General features: G+C 60.9%; 14 protein-coding genes and 1 tRNA gene. All 15 read left to right on the top strand.

The annotated features are described in order from the left end of the window. Nucleotides 1–585, top strand: a 585-nt coding sequence (gene tuf, locus KGZ40_03995) for an elongation factor Tu (GenBank protein ID MBS3956676.1), incomplete at its 5' end; no start/stop codon positions are given. 164 nt (nt 586–749) lie between these two features. Beyond that, entirely contained in the window at nt 750–899 is a 150-nt protein-coding gene (gene rpmG / locus KGZ40_03990) for a 50S ribosomal protein L33 (GenBank protein ID MBS3956675.1), read from the top strand. A gap of 21 nt (nt 900–920) precedes the next feature. Continuing rightward, nucleotides 921–997, top strand: a tRNA-Trp gene (locus KGZ40_03985). An 81-nt stretch (nt 998–1,078) separates the two neighbouring features. Then, a complete protein-coding gene (gene secE / locus KGZ40_03980; protein ID MBS3956674.1) occupies nt 1,079–1,306 on the top strand; it encodes a preprotein translocase subunit SecE in 228 nt (75 codons plus the stop codon). A gap of 4 nt (nt 1,307–1,310) precedes the next feature. Beyond that, on the top strand, nt 1,311–1,844 hold the full coding sequence (gene nusG / locus KGZ40_03975; GenBank protein MBS3956673.1) for a transcription termination/antitermination protein NusG: 534 nt from the start codon (nt 1,311–1,313) through the stop codon (nt 1,842–1,844). A gap of 121 nt (nt 1,845–1,965) precedes the next feature. Further along, nucleotides 1,966–2,391 carry a 50S ribosomal protein L11 gene (gene rplK / locus KGZ40_03970; GenBank protein MBS3956672.1) on the top strand — a complete coding sequence of 142 codons (426 nt, stop codon included), beginning with the start codon at nt 1,966–1,968 and terminating at the stop codon, nt 2,389–2,391. An 86-nt stretch (nt 2,392–2,477) separates the two neighbouring features. Beyond that, on the top strand, nt 2,478–3,194 hold the full coding sequence (gene rplA, locus KGZ40_03965) for a 50S ribosomal protein L1 (GenBank protein ID MBS3956671.1): 717 nt from the start codon (nt 2,478–2,480) through the stop codon (nt 3,192–3,194). A 379-nt stretch (nt 3,195–3,573) separates the two neighbouring features. After that, nucleotides 3,574–4,095, top strand: coding sequence for a 50S ribosomal protein L10 (gene rplJ / locus KGZ40_03960; GenBank protein MBS3956670.1), 522 nt, complete (start codon nt 3,574–3,576; stop codon nt 4,093–4,095). Between the two features lie 72 nt (nt 4,096–4,167). Next, on the top strand, nt 4,168–4,539 hold the full coding sequence (gene rplL / locus KGZ40_03955; GenBank protein ID MBS3956669.1) for a 50S ribosomal protein L7/L12: 372 nt from the start codon (nt 4,168–4,170) through the stop codon (nt 4,537–4,539). A 340-nt stretch (nt 4,540–4,879) separates the two neighbouring features. Beyond that, a complete protein-coding gene (locus KGZ40_03950; GenBank protein ID MBS3956668.1) occupies nt 4,880–8,290 on the top strand; it encodes a DNA-directed RNA polymerase subunit beta in 3,411 nt (1,136 codons plus the stop codon). Between the two features lie 3 nt (nt 8,291–8,293). Next, nucleotides 8,294–12,553, top strand: a complete 4,260-nt coding sequence (locus KGZ40_03945; protein MBS3956667.1) for a DNA-directed RNA polymerase subunit beta' — start codon at nt 8,294–8,296, stop codon at nt 12,551–12,553. Between the two features lie 225 nt (nt 12,554–12,778). Next, nucleotides 12,779–13,150 carry a 30S ribosomal protein S12 gene (gene rpsL, locus KGZ40_03940; GenBank protein ID MBS3956666.1) on the top strand — a complete coding sequence of 124 codons (372 nt, stop codon included), beginning with the start codon at nt 12,779–12,781 and terminating at the stop codon, nt 13,148–13,150. Nucleotides 13,151–13,226: 76 nt separating this feature from the next. Next, nucleotides 13,227–13,697, top strand: coding sequence for a 30S ribosomal protein S7 (rpsG, locus tag KGZ40_03935; protein ID MBS3956665.1), 471 nt, complete (start codon nt 13,227–13,229; stop codon nt 13,695–13,697). Nucleotides 13,698–13,751: 54 nt separating this feature from the next. Next, the gene (fusA, locus tag KGZ40_03930; protein ID MBS3956664.1) at nt 13,752–15,842 is read left to right on the top strand and encodes an elongation factor G; all 2,091 of its coding nucleotides are present in this window, start codon (nt 13,752–13,754) and stop codon (nt 15,840–15,842) included. Nucleotides 15,843–15,853: 11 nt separating this feature from the next. After that, the coding region (locus KGZ40_03925; GenBank protein MBS3956663.1) for a GTP-binding protein at nt 15,854–16,523 on the top strand (670 nt) is incomplete at its 3' end.

Here is a 16,523-nt window from a genome sequence, read left to right as displayed (position 1 = left end):
CCCCAGCCTGCCCGCGACATCGAAAAGCCCTTCCTCATGGCCGTCGAAGACGTCTTTACCATCACCGGCCGCGGCACGGTGGCCACCGGCCGCGTCGAGCGCGGCATCGTGAAGGTTGGCGATGACGTCGAGATCGTCGGCATCCGCGACACCCACAAAACCGTCGTCACCGGTGTCGAGATGTTTCGCAAGCTCCTTGACGAGGCGCAGGCCGGCGACAACGTCGGCGTGCTCTTGCGCGGCGTGTCGCGCACCGACATCGAGCGCGGCCAGGTGCTCTGCAAGCCCGGCTCGATCACTCCCCACACCGAGTTCATGAGCCAGGTCTACGTGCTCACCAAAGAGGAAGGCGGCCGCCACACCCCGTTTTTCGACGGCTACCGTCCGCAGTTTTACTTCCGCACGACCGATGTGACCGGTGTCGCGCACCTGCCCGAGGGAACCGAGATGGTCATGCCCGGCGACAACGTGGAGATACGCGGCGAGCTCATCGCCCCGATCGCCATGGAGGAGGGCTTGCGCTTCGCCATCCGCGAGGGCGGCCGCACGGTGGGCTCGGGCCGCGTTATCAAGATATTGAAGTAGCAAGGAACCATATATCGGACACAACGGGGTCCGGCCGGAGCCGGACCCCGTTTCGCCGCCTCAAGGCGGGGGTACCGAGTTTGACAGTGCTGAAAACAGGGTGCTAGAGTACCCTACCGCGCCGCGTCACCGTTCGGGGGCGCGCGCGTCTGGCAGGAGGACGAATGAGAACGTTGGTCACGCTGGCGTGCACCGAGTGCAAACGCCGCAATTACACGACTAAGAAGAACAAGCAGAACAATCCGGAGCGGATTGAGTTTAAGAAGCACTGCAAGTGGTGCAAGACCCACACCGTACACAAAGAGACGCGGTAGGGGGTTGCGTGCGCGCGGCATAGGCCAGTAGCTCCAATTGGCAGAGCGCCGGTCTCCAAAACCGGATGTTGGGGGTTCGAGTCCCTCCTGGCCTGCCAGAACGATATGCCGCCGCGGGAGTGCGCCGCGGCGGTTCCCATGAGGGTCGCGAGAGCGGCAACAACGATCGGAAGAAGGACATGACAAAGGCGACGAACGCACCTAAGCCAAACGTGTTCTCGCGCATGGCGGGATACGTCAGTGACGTACGGTCGGAACTCAGGCGAGTGGTGTGGCCTACGAGGAACGAGGTGCTCAACTTGAGCATCGTTGTCATCATCACACTTGCGTTCTTTGTGGTGTTCACGTTCATTATCGACTCGGCGTCGGTGTACGTGATGGGTCTCATCAGCAGGATCGGCGGTTAGCCCGATGGCGAAGCGCTGGTATGTGATCCACACCTACTCGGGCTACGAGAACAAGGTCAAGACCAATCTCGAGCACCGTATCGAGTCAATGGGCATGGAAGACAAAATATTCGAGGTCTTCATTCCCAAGGAGAGCGTCACTGAACTGAAGGCCGGGGGCAAGCGCGTCACGTCGGAGAAGAAGGTCTTCCCCGGTTACATCTTGGTCCAGATGGAGCTTGATGATGACTCGTGGTACGTCGTGCGTAACACTCCTGGGGTCACGGGCTTCGTCGGCGCCGAGGGCAAACCGGTTCCCCTGTCACGCTCGGAGTATGCTCGCATAGCCCAGCGTACGGAGACGGGACCGAAGCACAAGACGACCACCACTGATTTCGTGGAGGGGATGGCGGTCAAGGTTGTCTCCGGGCCGCTCGCGGATTTCGACGGGGTTATCTCCGACGTGAACATCGATCAGGCGAAGGTGAAGGTCATGGTCTCCATTTTTGGCAGGGAGACACCGGTCGAGCTCGGTTTCGATCAAGTGACAAAGGTATAGGCACGCGAGGAACCGTGCGAGACGGGAGTGATGCCCCGTCCGGCTTCTCCGGTTCGAGACGTGTGAGCAGTACGGAACGGCGCCGTGCATCGCGCCATGACTGAGGACGTGAGACAACATTATGCCTAAGAAGGCCGTAGGATTTATCAAACTGCAGATCACCGGGGGACAGGCCAATCCGGCGCCGCCGGTCGGTCCCGCGCTCGGCCAGCACCAGGTCAACATCATGCAGTTCTGTCAGGCGTTCAACGCCGCTACGCAGGACAAGATGGGCACCATTATCCCGGTCGAGATTACGGTCTACGAGGACCGCTCATTCGATTTCATCACCAAGACTCCGCCCGCCGCGGTGCTTCTCAAGAAGGCGGCTGGAATAGAGTCCGGCTCGGGGCAACCAAACCGCACGAAAGTGGCTACAGTCACGCGCGATCAAGTCCGCGAAATCGCCGAGACCAAGATGCCTGATCTGAACGCGAACGATATCGACGCCGCCATGAGAATCATCGCTGGCACCGCTCGCTCGATGGGTATCGAAGTCGCCGAGTGACTCGGCACGGCAAGCTCACGTCCTAATACGGGCGTGTGATGTGGGAGGGCGCTTGCTGCGCCCGCCAGACCACGAGGAGGAGTAGCATGAAGAAGGGCAAGAAGTACGTCGCAGCAGCAGCAAGAGTCGACCGTGACAAGCTCTACGCGCCGCTCGATGCGGTTCGTCTCGTCAAAGAGGTCGCATCCGCTGGATTCGATGAGAGCGTGGAGGCCCACTTTCGACTCGGCGTAGACACCCGTCAAGCCGACCAGCAAGTCCGCGGCAGTGTTTCGCTTCCGCACGGTACCGGCAAGACGGTGCGCGTTGCCGTATTTGCCGAAGGCGAGAAGGCTCGCGAAGCTGAGGCGGCAGGCGCGGAGGTCGTAGGCTCAGATGATCTCGTCGAGCGGATCCAGGGCGGCTTTCTCGACTTTGACGCAACAGTTGCGACGCCCGACCAGATGAGTAAGGTGGGCCGTTTGGGCAAGATTCTCGGCACGCGAGGACTCATGCCCAACCCGAAGCTTGGCACGGTGACGATGGATGTCGGCCGAGTCGTGGGTGAGCTGAAGGCTGGCAAGGTCGAGTACCGCGCTGACAAGTACGGTATCGCTCACGTGTCCATCGGAAGGGTCTCGTTCGATGAGGTGGCCCTCGTCGAGAACTACGCGACTGTGCTCGATGAGATTAGCCGGGCGAAGCCGTCGTCGTCGAAAGGCCGCTATTTGAAGTCGATCACGCTCGCGAGCACGATGGGTCCCGGTGTGAAGGTCGACACGCTTCGAGTACGCAACTTGCTCGAAGAGACACCTGCGCCGTAGCGCCGCCACCGAGTCGTGCCGACACTTGCCGTCGCGATGAGTTTGCAGCCCGAAGCCGGTTTTGGGGATTGCGTACGGACCCCGTAGCGTGCATACTAACGTGCGCACCTGACAACGATAGATCGCACCAGACCGCTGCCGAAGACAGCAGGCGCCCGGGCATCCGGGCTTGATGGACCAGAAGCCAAGCAGGTCCGCCAGCCGAGGTGGAAGCCGACCGCACGATCCGGGCAACCGGAGATCGCGGTTCCAGCCGAGCAAATGAGCTCGTGGCCTCCGCCGCACCCCGGCGGGGGCCACGTTCGTTTTTCGTGGCCCACGATGCGAGGCCCACGCTTCGCATGGAGGTTGAACGTGCGTGACGAAAGGAGGGAAGTAGATGCCGACAACTCAAAAGGCGGACAAGGTCACCGAGATCAAGGATCGTTTTGCCGGCAGTGCGGGCGTGATAATGGCCGATTACCGCGGTCTGTCCGTACGCGACATGCGGGATCTGCGTCACGCGGTCCGGCACGTCGGCGGCGACGTGAAAGTCTACAAGAACCGGCTGGCTGAGATCGCGGTGCGAGAGCTCGCACTGCCGTCAATGGATGAGTACCTCGTAGGACCTACGGTGTTCATTTTCGCCGCCGATGATCCGGTGGCGCCGGCAAAGGCCGTCATGGGTTTTGCGAAGGACCACAAAGCCCTTCAGGTTAAGGGCGGGTTTGTCCAAAACGCGATTGTGGACATGGAGGCGATCAAGACTATCGCGTCGCTACCTTCGCGCGAGGAGCTCATCGCCAAGCTGCTTGGCGTCATGCTCAACCCGATGACGAACACGGTCAGAATCCTCAACGCCCCGGTCGGCGCGCTTGCCCGCGCCCTCGACGCGATAGCTCAACAGAAAGCCGCGGCCTGAACGTCCAGTACCCCATGAACAGGAGGCACCTCTTCGGTGCCCGAGAAGCGAAGGAGAGAATGCGCGATGGCTATCAGCAAGGATGAGGTTTTGGAGTACATCAAGCAAGCACCGGCTCTCGAGCTTGCTGAGCTCGTCAAGGAGCTCGAGGAAGTCTTTGGCGTTTCAGCGGCGGCTCCTGTCGCTGTTGCGGTCGCAGGTCCTGCCGCCGAAGCCGAGGTGGTGGAGGAGAAGGACAGTTTTGATGTAGTCTTGGTCGGAGCGGGCGACAAGAAGATCCAGGTGATCAAGGTCGTGCGTGAACTGACCTCACTCGGCCTGAAGGAGGCGAAGGATCTCGTCGACGGAGCTCCGAAGCCTGTGTTCGAAGGTGTCAACAAGGAGAAGGCCGAGGAGGTCAAGGCGAAGCTTGAAGAGGCAGGCGCCGCCATCGAGATCAAGTAGATTCTTATCGCGAACCGTCGATCCGGCCCCCTCGTGCGGTTCGAGGCCGCGTTACAGGAGTCACGGCCGGGCTGCGTTGACGCAGTCCGGCCTTCGGTGCCCCTTAATGTGAGAAGCGGCTCCGGAGCGGCTCCGAATCGGCTCTGCTCGCAAGAGATCACGCGCAATGACCGCTCGCAATAATTGACTCGCATATGATGTTTGGGTATTCTACATTTTTGCGACTCTGCTATACCGCCTCTACGCCTGAAGGAGGAATCGCCTGGTGCCCCGCGGAGAAGGTTCCCCCGTCGTACACTCCGGTCTTCGAAACCGCCGCACGTTCGCACGTATTCCCGAGATGCTCGAAGTCCCCAATCTCATCGCGATCCAGAGAGACAGTTTCGACTGGTTCCTTGCAGAGGGCCTGAACGAGACGTTCTCCGATGTCTCGCCTATTGAGGACTTCACCGGCAATCTCGCGGTCGAGTTTGGCGGTCACGAGTTCGGTGATCCTAAGTACTCCGTCGAGGAGTGCAAGGAAAAGGACATGTCGTATCAGGCGCCCCTCTTTGTCGAGGTGCGCTTCATCAACAAAGAGACCGGTGAGATAAAGGAGCAGCAAGTCTTCATGGGCGATTTTCCGCTCATGACAGACCGCGGCACCTTTGTCATCAACGGTACAGAGCGCGTTGTGGTCTCCCAGCTGGTGCGCTCGCCGGGGGTCTACTACTCCCAGGAACTCGACAAAACGAGTGACAAGGCGTTCTACACCGCCAAGGTCATACCTGCGCGTGGCGCGTGGCTCGAGTTGGAAACCGATCGCCGCGACATCGTGAGTGTGCGAGTCGACCGGAAGCGGAAGCAGCCGGTCACGATTCTCGTCAAGGCGCTCGGTATCGCTGAGACTCGTGAGGAGATCCTCGAGCTGTTCGGCGGCGCCGAGTGCATCGAGCGTACGCTCGACCGCGACTTCACGGAGACGCGCGAGGAGGCGCTTATCGAGATATATAAGCGTCTGAGGCCCGGTGAGCCGCCTACCGTGGAGTCGGCCCGCTCGCTTCTTGAGGGCCTGTTCTTCAACCCGCAGCGGTATGACCTCGCCAAGGTTGGCCGCTACAAGCTCAACAAGAAGCTCGAGCTTGATCTGCCGATGAACCAGTCCACTCTCACCAACGAGGATGTTCTGGCAGTCGTGCGCTACCTTGTGCGGCTCTGGGAGGACGCTGAGGGTTACGATGTGGACGACATCGACCACTTCGGCAATCGCCGTATTCGCAGTGTTGGCGAGCTCATCCAAAACCAGTTCCGCATCGGCCTCGCGCGCATGGAGCGGGTCGTGCGTGAGCGCATGACCACCCAAGACGTAGACGAGATAACGCCACAGTCGCTCATCAACATTCGTCCGATCGTGGCGTCGATCAAGGAGTTTTTCGGCTCGTCACAGCTCTCGCAGTTCATGGATCAGACCAATCCGATAGCCGGGTTGACGCATAAGCGCCGCCTCTCGGCGCTCGGGCCCGGGGGTCTTTCGCGCGAGAGAGCCGGCTTCGAAGTGCGTGACGTGCATCCTTCGCACTACGGCCGCATGTGTCCGATCGAGACGCCGGAAGGTCCCAACATCGGGCTCATCGGCTCGCTCGCCACGTTCGCGCGGATCAACCCCTACGGCTTCATCGAGACCCCATACCGGAAGGTCGTGAAGGGTAAGGTCACCGATGAGGTCGAGTATCTTACCGCCGATGTCGAGGAGCGCTACGTCATCGCGCAGGCGACCGAGATCTTCGATCCCAAGACACGCAAGTTCGTCAACGATCGCGTGCTGTGCATCAAGAAGGGCGGAGAACCCATCGATGTCGAGCCCGAGCGGGTCGACTACATGGATGTCTCGCCGCGCCAAATCGTCTCAGTGGCGACGGCTCTCATCCCGTTTCTCGAGCACGACGATGCAAACCGGGCTCTCATGGGATCGAACATGCAACGCCAGGCGGTGCCGCTTCTCAAGCCGTCGTCCCCGTTGGTTGGAACAGGGATGGAGCATCGGGCCGCGATCGATACCGGCGAGATGTATCTCGCCAAGCGCCCGGGATTAGTCGAGTACGTCGACAGCTCGATGATCGTAGTCCGCTCGGAGGACCACAGCATCGATGAGTATCACCTCCCCAAGTTCATGCGCTCGAATCAGGGGACCTGTATCAACCACCGCCCGATCATCGCGGAGGGTGATCCGGTCGGAGAGGGTGACATTCTTGCCGATGGCCCCTCCTCGGAGCTGGGAGAACTTGGCCTTGGCCAGAATCTGCTCGTGGCGTTCATGCCATGGGAGGGCTACAACTACGAGGACGCGATTATCCTCTCCGAGCGGCTCGTCAAAGAAGATGTCATGACCTCGATCCACATCGAGGAGTACGAGGTCGAGGCGCGCGACACCAAACTTGGTTCCGAGGAGATCACCCGCGAGATTCCCAACGTCGGTGAAGAGGTTCTCGCCAACCTTGATGAGACCGGTGTCATTAGAGTGGGCGCGGAGGTCTTCCCGGGCGACGTTCTGGTGGGCAAGGTGACCCCCAAGGGCGAGACCGAGTTGACCGCCGAGGAACGCTTGCTGCGCGCGATCTTCGGCGAGAAGGCGCGTGAGGTGCGTGATACGTCGCTTAAGGTCCCCCACGGCGAGACTGGCAGGGTCATCTCGGTGAGGACATTCAGTCGCGACGCAGGAGACGATCTGTCGCCCGGAGTCAACGAGCTTGTCAGAGTCTATGTCGCGCAGAAGCGCAAGATCTCCGAAGGCGATAAGCTCGCGGGGCGTCACGGCAACAAGGGGGTTATCGCAAAGATCCTCCCTGTCGAGGACATGCCTTTCATGGCCGATGGCACTCCCGTCGACATCATATTGAATCCCCTTGGCGTCCCTTCGCGAATGAATGTTGGCCAGCTACTCGAGACCCATCTCGGATGGGCGGCGCACGCTGGCTGGAGCGACGAAGAGAAGCAGACCGAGCCGGTCGACGGCCCAATCCATGTGGCGACACCGGTCTTTGACGGTGCGAGTGAGGCCGAGATTTCCGACGTCATTGAGCGTGCCAACGTGAACATGCTCCTCAAGGCCCGTAGGCGTCACGGTGAGCAGGCATTCGAGCAGTTCGTGCCGCAGATTTCCCGTGAAGGCAAGACGGCTCTCTACGACGGGCGCACGGGCGAGCCGTTCCGCGAACCGGTCACGGTGGGCCAGATATACATGCTGAAGCTCCTCCACCTCGTAGACGACAAGATTCATGCACGGTCGACAGGTCCGTACTCATTGATCACGCAGCAGCCGCTCGGCGGCAAGGCGCAGTTCGGCGGTCAGCGATTCGGCGAGATGGAAGTCTGGGCGCTTTACGCATACGGTGCGGCGTACGTGCTGCAGGAGATTCTGACTGTGAAATCTGACGATGTGCTAGGCCGCGTCAAGGCCTACGAGGCGATTGTCAAAGGTGAGAACATCCCCGAGCCAGGAATTCCGGAGTCGTTTAAGGTGCTCGTCAAGGAGATGCAGTCGCTCTGTCTTGACGTCGAGATCCTTACCGAGGATGGCGGCGAGGTCGTGCTTAAAGACGATGATGAAGACATCTTCAAGACCGCCGAGGAGATCGGGCTTGATCTTAGCGGAGGAGATGGGGACGAGTTGACTAGCACCGATGCGCTGGAGGAGCTCATCGAGAGCGATATATCCGCTCTCGACTTGGGCGATGTGCTGGATGGCTCCGATGACAGCGACAAGGAGGAGTAGACCTTGCTCGACGTCGATGTGAACAATTTCGATAGGCTAAGGATTGGGCTGGCGTCATCCGAGCAGATCCGCCAGTGGTCACGCGGCGAGGTCAAGAAGCCGGAGACCATCAACTACCGTACGCTCAAGCCCGAGAAGGATGGCCTGTTCTGCGAGAAGATCTTCGGTCCGACCAAGGACTGGGAGTGCCACTGCGGCAAGTACAAGCGCGTCCGCTTCAAGGGCATCGTGTGTGAACGATGCGGTGTTGAAGTCACACGTGCCAAGGTACGGCGCGACCGCATGGGCCACGTGGAGCTCGCCGCCCCGGTAAGTCATATCTGGTACTTCAAGGGCGTGCCGAGCCGTCTCGGCTACCTCCTCGACATCGCGCCGAAGGACCTTGAGAAAGTGCTGTACTTCGCGAGTTCCATCATCACGAACGTCAATGAGGAGGACCGCGAGCGGGACCACGACATGCTCAAAGAGGAGCTGGTTGCCGACATGGATCAGCTCGAGGCGGAGAAGGCCGAAGAGGTCGCCGCCGTGATTGCTGAGCGTGATCGGTCGATCGCCATCGCAAAAGGAGAGCTTGAGCCCGAGGAGGGCGAGGAGCTCGACGGTGAGGTGGCCGTGGGCGACCGCGTCAAGAAGCTTGAGAAGGAGGCGGAGCGCGACCTCAGGGACATCGAAGAAGAGTACGCAGACCGCGCGCAGTTGCTCACCGACGCGTTTGACGCGTTCAAGAAGCTCTCGGTCAAGATGCTCATCAACGACGAGACGCTCTACCGCGAGATCAAGGTTCGCTACGGCGATTACTTCCGCGGCGGGATGGGAGCGGAGGCGGTGAGGGACCTGCTCAGGCAGGTTGATCTCACCGATCTGACCGAAGAGCTTCGCACCCAGATCCGCGAGGGCAAGGGCCAGAAGAGGGCTAAAGCGGTCAAGCGCTTGAAGGTCGCGGCGGCGTTTCGCACGAGCGCCAACCGTCCCGAGTGGATGATTCTTGACGCGATTCCGGTCATACCGCCTGATCTGCGCCCCATGGTCCAACTCGACGGCGGCCGGTTCGCCACGAGCGATCTGAACGATCTTTATCGCCGCGTCATCAACCGCAACAACCGCTTGAAGCGGCTTCTTGATCTCGGTGCGCCGGAGATCATTGTCAACAACGAGAAGCGCATGCTTCAAGAGGCGGTAGACGCGCTGTTCGACAATGGACGTCGCGGCCGTCCGGTGACGGGCCCCGGCAACCGCCCCCTCAAGTCCATCTCGGACATGTTAAAGGGCAAGCAAGGCCGTTTCCGTCAGAACCTTCTCGGAAAGCGCGTTGACTACTCGGGCCGCTCGGTAATTGTGGTCGGACCGGAGCTGAAGCTTCACCAGTGCGGTCTTCCCAAGGCGATGGCGCTCGAGCTCTTCAAGCCGTTTGTCATGAAGCGCCTTGTCGATCTCGACCACGCGCAAAACATTAAGAGCGCCAAGCGTATGGTGGATCGGGGCAAAGGCGTCGTGTGGGACGTTCTTGAGGAAGTCATCTCCGGCCATCCGGTACTGCTCAACCGGGCGCCCACCCTCCATCGTCTCGGCATCCAGGCGTTCGAGCCGGTTCTCGTGGAGGGCAAGGCGATCCGCATCCATCCCCTCGTGTGCACAGCGTTCAACGCTGACTTCGACGGTGATCAAATGGCGGTCCACGTCCCCCTCTCTGCGGAGGCTCAGGCCGAGGCCCGTGTCCTCATGCTGTCCACCAACAACATCAAGTCACCGGCGCACGGGCGCCCGCTTACGACGCCCACGCAGGACATGGTTATTGGCTTGTACTACCTCACCGCTATGCGAGAGGGCATGCCCGGCGAAGGCCGTGTCTTCTACGATTTCGGCGAAGCGATGCTCGCGTATGACAGCCGAAGCGGTCTGGATCTGCAGGCCAAGATCCGAGTGCGCCTGACTGAGAGCACCGTGGTGGAGCTTGACGACGGCTCGCACGTGGATCGCGCCGCTGGAGAGCGGATCGAGACGACGGTTGGCCGGATCATCTTCAACAAGTCGCTCCCGGCAGATTTCCCGTTCATCAATCACGAGATCGACAAGAAGGGTGTTTCGAGCATCGTCGAAGAGTGCGCCATCCGTTACTCGACGAACCAGATGCAGGTCACCCTCGATGAGCTCAAGCGTCTCGGGTTCCACTACGCGACACGGGCGGGCCTGACTGTGTCTGTCTACGATGCGAAGATCCCCGAGTCCAAAGACGAGATACTCGCGGCAGCTCAAAAGGAAGTCGACACGATCGTCCAGCAGTACGAACGCGGACTCATCACAGCTGAGGAGCGGCACCGTCAGATCGTCGAGGTGTGGACCCGCGCGACCGATGAGGTCGGTGACGCCATGGCCGCCAACTTCGAGCCGTTCAACCCGATATTCATGATGGCGCACTCCGGTGCGCGAGGAAACATCAAGCAGATTCGTCAGCTTGCGGGAATGCGCGGCCTCATGGCCAACCCCAAGGGCGAAATCCTCGACCGTCCAATCAAGGCGAACTTCCGAGAGGGACTGTCGGTCCTAGAGTACTTTGTCTCGACACACGGAGCCCGCAAGGGTCTCGCCGACACGGCGTTGCGTACGGCGGACTCTGGCTATCTCACTCGCCGTCTGGTTGATGTCGCCCAAGACGTCATCGTGCGCGAGAGTGACTGCGAAACAGACGAAGGCGTGCCTTTCGGTGTTACGTCGCTTTCCAATCCTGCGGTGGTAGACAACAATCTGATCGGACGTTGTCTCCTTGAGGCGGCTGTCCACCCCGCGACCGGTGAGGTCCTCATCGAAGCCGGCGAGTTTATTGCAGGTGAAGAAGACCTGGTTGCGCTTGTGGATGCCGGTGTCGAGTCGCTTGTCGTGCGCACCGTCATGACGTGCCATGCACGCCACGGCATATGCCAGTCGTGCTACGGGTGGGACCTCGCGACCAGACTGCCGATCGATATCGGCACAGCTGTTGGGATCATAGCGGCGCAGTCGATCGGTGAGCCGGGCACTCAGCTCACGATGCGCACCTTCCACACCGGAGGTGTCGCGGGCGAGGACATCACTCACGGTCTGCCCCGTGTTACGGAGCTCTTCGAGGCGCGTAAACCAAAAGGTGAGGCGGTCCTCGCGGAGATATCAGGTATCCTCACCATTCACGACGCCGACCGCTCTCGTGAGCTCATCGTGAAGGATGCCGAGGGCACTGAGCGTTCATACACTGTGCCTCGCCGGGCGCGCTTGCGACACGGTATCGTCGACGGTGTCGTTGTTGAGGTGGGCCAGCAGCTGACCGAGGGCTCGATCAACCCGCACGACTTGCTCGAGCTCAAGGGGCCGGGTGCGGTTCTCCGCTACATCGTGGCGCAGGTCCAGGAGGTTTACCGGAGCCAGGGTGTTGACATCAACGACAAGCATATCGAGGTGATCGCGCGACAGATGTTGCGGAAGGTCACCGTGCAGGAGCCGGGCGACACGGAGTGGCTTCCCGGACAGCTTGTGGACAGGTTCGTGTTCGCGCAGGCCAACGAAGAACTCGTTGCCGACGGCGCGGAGCTGGCAAACGGCATGCCGGTCTTGCTCGGCATCACCAAGGCGTCGCTTGCGACTGAGAGCTACCTGTCGGCGGCATCCTTCCAGGAGACGACTCGCGTCCTGACCGACGCGGCGATCGCGGGCAAAGAGGACAACCTGCTCGGCCTCAAAGAGAACGTCATCATCGGCAAGCTCATCCCGGCGGCGACGGGCATGAGGCGGTACCGCTCGATCAAGCTCACCTACAAGGGACGAAGTGCCGAGTGGACGAGGCCAGATGAGGGTTCGCTGCCGGAGTTTGCTCCTGATGAGTTGCGTGAGATCGAAGCACTCCTTCCAGGCCCCACGGTCTCGAGCTCCTCAGCGTTTGGAGTCGATGACGCCGAGGAGTTCTTCGCGGACCTGGATTCCGAGGCCGGTGACGTGGATGTGTCGGACTTTATCGGCACCGTGTTCGAGCCGGAAGCGGCAGCGTCCGCATCGGCGTTGATGGACGAGGCCGTGCCTGTGGCGGCGCTCGCCGACGGGTTGAATGAGATGACGCTCGAAGAGATCGGCATCGCGACCCGCTGGGTGACGAAGTTCGTGGAGGCGGGTGTCGTGACGGTGGGAGATGTGCTGTTGCGTAGCCGGAACGAGCTCTACAACGTGCCTGGTATCGGCGCAAAGGCGATCGACGAACTCGAGTTCGCACTCGCCGAGAGGGGCGCTTCGCTGCCCGAGTGACACTCGTGGCGGCATAGGCTGTAAGGAATCGGAAGCGGGGTCCCAGGACGGGTCCCCGCTTCCGCGATCACGTTGTAGTACGGGTATGGATACGCCCGGATGCGTGGCGTTTGACAACGCCGTTCGGTGTTGCTAAAGTTCGTCGTTGCGACTTGACGCGCGGTGCGCGCGTGTCCGTGTGCACTGGGCAGGAATGATAGCGGTATCGAGTAGAAGGAGAGCACGTTGCCTACGATCAACCAGCTGGTCCGCAAGGGCCGCAGCGCGAAGGCGAGCAAGAGCGCGACTCCCGCACTGAAGGGCAACCCGCAGAAGCGTGGCGTGTGCACCCGTGTGTACACCACCACACCCAAGAAGCCGAACTCGGCGCTGCGCAAGGTCGCCCGCGTGAGGCTCACTCACGGAATGGAGGTCACCGCCTACATCCCGGGCATTGGCCACAACCTTCAGGAACACTCCATCGTGCTCGTGCGTGGTGGCCGGGTGAAGGATCTTCCGGGTGTTCGCTACAAGATCGTGCGCGCGGCGCTCGACTGCGCTGGCGTGGGTAACCGCAACCAGGCCCGCTCGCGTTATGGCGTGAAGAAGTCCAGCTGAGACAAGGTGTCTGCGGTGTCGCGTCACGCTAAGGCGCGGTCCGTGGCCGGTACGACGACCAAGAGGAGATACGAGAATGCCTAGGCGCGCAGCAGCGGCCCGTCGGGAGATCACGCCTGATCCGGTCTACAATAATCGCCTTGTCACGCAGCTGATCAACAAGGTGCTGTGGGACGGCAAGAAGTCGGTTGCCGACAGGATCGTCTACGACGCGTTCGCCATCATCGAGAACAAGTCCGGTGCGGATCCGCTCGCCACGTTCAAGAAGGCGATGGACAATGTCCGGCCTACGCTTGAGGTTCGGCCCAAGCGCGTCGGCGGTGCGACGTACCAGATCCCCATCGAGGTCAACTCGCGCCGTTCTACCACCCTCGCGATTCGCTGGATCGTAGGCTACTCCCGTTCGCGTCGTGAGAAGACCATGTCCGAGCGACTCGCCGCAGAGATCATGGACGCCGCAAACAGCACCGGCTCTTCGGTCAAGAAGCGCGAGGATCTCTTCAAGATGGCCGAGTCCAACCGTGCGTTCAGCCACTACCGCTGGTAAGCACTACTTCTCGACTGTATTGAACGCGAACAACACGTAAGGATATGTCAGCCGATGGCGCCTAAAACCTACTCACTCGCCAAGACCCGCAACATTGGGATCATGGCTCACATCGACGCCGGTAAGACCACCACTACCGAGCGCATCCTTTTCTATACCGGAAAATCTCACAAAATCGGTGAGGTCCACGACGGCGCCGCCACCATGGACTGGATGATTCAGGAGCAAGAGCGCGGCATCACGATCACCTCGGCCGCGACTACGTGCTTCTGGAAGGACCACCGCATCCAGATCATCGATACGCCCGGCCACGTGGACTTTACGGTAGAGGTCGAGCGCTCTCTTCGCGTCCTCGACGGTGCCTGCGCGGTCTTTTGCGCGGTCGGCGGTGTCGAGCCGCAATCAGAGACCGTGTGGCGTCAGGCGGACACGTACCGTGTCCCGCGAATCGCCTACGTCAACAAGATGGACAGGACAGGGGCGGATTTCTTCAACGTCATACAGATGATGAAGGACAGGCTCAACACGCGGCCGGTCTTGTTGCAGTTGCCGATCGGTGCGGAAGACCGATTCACCGGGATCATCGACCTTGTCGAGATGCACGCTATCCACTTCAACGAAGACGATAAGGGCATCAATCCCACGGTTGGCGAGATTCCCGCGGAACTGGCGGATGAGGCCGAGATTTACCGTCAGGAGCTCGTTGAGGCTGCCGCCGAGTACGATGACGCGCTGCTCGAGAAGTTCTTCGCCGAGGAGGAGATCTCGGTCGCAGAACTCAAGGCGGCGCTGCGCCACGCGTGTGTCGATGTTGCGATAACCCCGGTGGTGTGCGGCGCGTCGTTCAAGAACAAGGGCGTCCAATCGTTGCTCGACGCGGTCCTCGACTATCTGCCCTCACCTCTCGATATCCCCGCTATCAAGGGGACGGACATCAAGACCGGCGCGGAGGTCGAGCGCCCGCCGGACCCCAAGGCGCCGTTCTCGGCTCTCGCGTTCAAAGTCATGACCGACCCGTACGTCGGCAAACTGACCTACTTCCGTGTCTATTCGGGCTCGATGGAAGCGGGATCTTACGTTCTCAACTCGACCAAAGGCCACAAAGAGCGCGTTGGACGGCTGCTTGCGATGCATGCGAACCACCGTGAAGACGTGCAGTCGGTCTCGGCAGGCGATATTGTTGCCGCCGTGGGCCTCAAGAACACCACTACCGGCGACACGCTGTGCGCCGAGGACTCTCAGGTGCTGCTTGAGTCAATGGTCTTCCCTGATCCAGTCATCGATATCGCGATCGAGCCCAAGACCAAGGCCGAGCAAGAGAAGCTCTCGCTCTCGCTTTCTAAGCTTGCCGAGGAGGATCCAACCTTCCGTGTCCGTACAGACACGGAGACCGGCCAGACGATCATCGCTGGGATGGGCGAACTTCACCTGGAGGTCATCGTCGACCGCCTCTTGCGCGAGTTCAAGGTCGAGGCGAATGTGGGCAAGCCGCAAGTCGCCTACCGGGAGACCGCCGGCAAGCGTGTTGAGAACGTGGATCACAAGTTTGCGCGTCAGACCGGCGGTCGCGGCCAGTACGGCCACGTAGTCATCAATGTCGCCCCGCGCGAGCCTGGTGAAGGCTATCTGTTCGAGAACAAGATCGTCGGCGGCGCGATCCCCAAGGAGTATATTCCGGCGACCGACAAGGGTATCCAGGAGGCGCTCAGCTCGGGCGTCGTGGCGGGATATCCGGTCGTCGATGTGGCAATCGAGCTGATCGACGGCTCATACCATGAGGTCGACTCGTCAGAGATGGCATTCAAGATCGCCGGCTCCATGGCGATCAAGGAGGCGCTCAGGCGCTCCGCTCCGGTATTGCTCGAACCGGTCATGGCGGTCGAGGTCGTCACGCCTGAGGACTTCATGGGCGATGTCATGGGTGACCTGTCGAGTCGTCGCGGACACATCGAGGGCATGGAGCCGCGTGGCAACGCGCAGGTGATTCGCGGCAAGGTGCCTCTCTCGGAGATGTTTGGATACGCCACGGACTTGCGTTCACGCACGCAGGGACGTGCCGCGTATACGATGCAGTTCAAGGCGTACGAGCCAGTTCCTAAGTCAGTTGCGGCAGAGATCGTGGCCAAAGTAGGCGGAGAGGTCTAGGAGAGTTAATCATGGCGAAGAAGAAGTTCGAGCGCACCAAGCCGCACGTCAACATCGGCACCATCGGTCACGTCGACCACGGCAAGACCACCCTGACCGCCGCGATCACCAAGACGCTGGCCGAGAAGGGCCTTGCGGACTTCACCCCGTTCGACCAGATCGATAAGGCCCCCGAGGAGCGCGAGCGCGGCATCACCATCGCCATCGCCCACGTGGAGTACGAAAGCGAGAACCGCCACTACGCGCACGTTGACTGCCCCGGCCACGCCGACTACGTCAAGAACATGATCACCGGCGCGGCCCAGATGGACGGCGCGATCCTTGTCGTGTCGGCCGCCGACGGCCCGATGCCCCAGACCCGCGAGCACATCCTGCTCGCCCGCCAGGTCGGGGTGCCCCACATCGTCGTGTTCCTCAACAAAGTCGACATGGTCGACGATCCTGAGCTCCTTGAGCTCGTCGAGCTCGAGGTCCGCGAGCTGCTCTCCGAGTACGAGTTTCCCGGTGACGACACGCCGGTCATCAAGGGCTCGGCCCTCAAGGCCCTTGAGGGCGATGAGGATGCCAAAGGAGCGATCTGGGAGCTCATGGAGGCGGTCGACACCTTCATTCCCCAGCCTGCCCGCGACATCGAAAAGCCCTTCCTCATGGCCGTCGAAGACGTCTTTACCATCACCGGCC

Source organism: Clostridiales bacterium (genome assembly GCA_018333995.1).
In the GTDB taxonomy this organism is placed as follows: domain Bacteria; phylum Actinomycetota; class Coriobacteriia; order Anaerosomatales; family SLCP01; genus JAGXSG01.
The sequence above is the reverse complement of the archived record's forward strand: the minus strand, read 5'-3'. Positions and strand labels throughout refer to the sequence as shown.